The 2064-nt window shown below is 71.6% G+C and carries 1 protein-coding gene; it reads left to right on the top strand.

Annotated features, from left to right (window positions below; genetic code table 11):
• Positions 1 to 2064 (top strand): methyl-accepting chemotaxis protein (locus CR938_RS14160; RefSeq protein WP_162125600.1); only part of this gene is annotated, 2064 nt, incomplete at both ends.

Raw genomic sequence — 2064 nt, 5'->3', positions numbered from 1 at the left:
CCATGAACGAGTTCCTGCAACGCTTCACCGTCGGCAAACGCATGTTTGCCGGCTTCGGCCTCATGCTGCTGCTGATGGCGGCCATCGCCGTGGTGTCGGCCATCTCGCTTTCCACCGTGCAGTCGCACCTGGACACCATCGCCGTCGAGCGCGTCGGCAAGACGCGCCTGGCCAACCAGCTGTACCGGGCGGCCAACGAGATGAACATCCACATGCAGACGATGATCCTGGCCGGGTCGGAGGCGGACCGCCGGGCCGCGCGGGACGCCGTCGCCGCGACCCGTGCCAACTTCGAGGAGGCATTCGACCAGCTGCAGGCCATGCCGGCCCGCGAGGAGGGCCGGAAGCTGCTGGCGGCCATCGGCCAGGCGCGCGAGGCCACCGTGGCGACGAACGACGAAGTGATCGGCCTGGCCCAGGCCGGCGAGGCGGAACAGGCCAGGGACCTGCTCAACGCGCGGGCCAGCCAGGGGCTGCGGCAGTGGCGCGAAGCGGTGCTCGCCTACCTCGAGCACGAAGGCCGGCAGATGGAGCAGGCGCGGCAAGAGGCCGAAGCCGCCGGCGCCCGCGCCCGCGTTGCGCTGTTCTCGGTGCTGGGCGTGGCCATCGCCATCGGCGTGTTCCTCGGCCTGGTGTTCACCCGCAGCCTGACCGGCCCGCTGGGCCGCGCCGCCGCGGCGGCGCGCGCGCTGGCTGCCGGCCGGCTGGACGGCGCCCGCCTGGAGGGGGGTGCCGACGAGACCGGCGAGGTGCTGCACGCCATCCAGGCCACCCGCGACGCGGTGCGCACGGTGATCGAGGCCACCCGCGAGATGGGCCGCCAGCACGAGCTGGGCACCATCTCCGCGCGCCTGGACCCGTCCGTCGTCGAGGGCGAGTACCGCAACCTGGCCGTGATCATCAACGGCCTGGTCGACGACCATGTGCAGGCGGCCCTTGAGACCGCGCGCCTGGCCGGCCTGTACGCCCGCGGCGACCTGCGCGAGGATTTCCCGCGCCTGCCGGGCGAGAAGGCCATGCTGATGGAGGCCATGGACGGCGTGAAGGCCAACCTGCTGGCGCTCAGCCAGGAGATCGGCAACCTCGCCCAGGCCGCGGTGCGCGGCGACTTCAGCGTGCGCGGCGACGAAAGCCGCTTCGAGTTCGGCTTCCGCGGCATGATCGACAACCTCAACCGCCTGATGGAGACCGCCGACTCCAGCCTGCAGTCGCTCTCGCACGTGCTGCAGGCCGTGGCCGCCGGCGACCTGACCGTGCGCATGGAAGGCGACTACCAGGGCGTGTTCGCGCAGATGCGCGACGCGGCCAACACCACCGTCCGCAACCTGACGGACATGGTCGGCCGCATCCAGGATGCCGCCAGCGCCATCAACATCGCCGCCACCGAGATCGCCCAGGGCAACAACGACCTGGCCCGCCGCACCGAGCAGCAGGCCGCCAACCTGGAGGAGACCGCCGCCTCGATGGAGGAGCTGACCTCCACGGTCAGGCAGAACGCCGAACACGCGCACCGTGCCAACGAGCTGGCCATCGGCGCGGCCGACGTCGCCTCCCAGGGCGGCCAGGTGGTCGGCCAGGTGGTGGACACCATGCATGGCATCGAGGAGGCCTCCCGCCGCATCGCCGACATCATCACCGTGATCGACGGCATCGCCTTCCAGACCAACATCCTGGCGCTCAATGCCGCGGTGGAGGCGGCGCGCGCCGGCGAGCAGGGCCGCGGCTTCGCGGTGGTCGCCTCGGAAGTGCGCACCCTGGCCCAGCGCTCGGCGACGGCGGCCAAGGAGATCAAGGCGCTGATCGAGGACTCGGTGAACAAGGTCGCCGACGGCTCGGAGCTGGTGCGCAAGGCCGGCGCCATCATGGGCCAGATCGTGGACAGCGTGCGCGCCGTCACCGACATCATGGCCGAGATCTCGGCCGCCTCGCGCGAGCAGTCGGCCGGCATCGAGCAGGTCAGCCAGACCGTGGTGCAGATGGACGAGACCACGCAGCAGAACGCGGCGCTGGTGGAGGAGGCCTCGGCCGCGGCGCGCGCGCTGGAGGAGCAGGCCAACCAGCTGG

The sequence above is a fragment of the Pseudoxanthomonas taiwanensis genome (genome assembly GCF_010093135.1).
GTDB lineage: Bacteria > Pseudomonadota > Gammaproteobacteria > Xanthomonadales > Xanthomonadaceae > Pseudoxanthomonas > Pseudoxanthomonas taiwanensis.
This window is presented reverse-complemented; position numbering and strand designations above follow the sequence as displayed.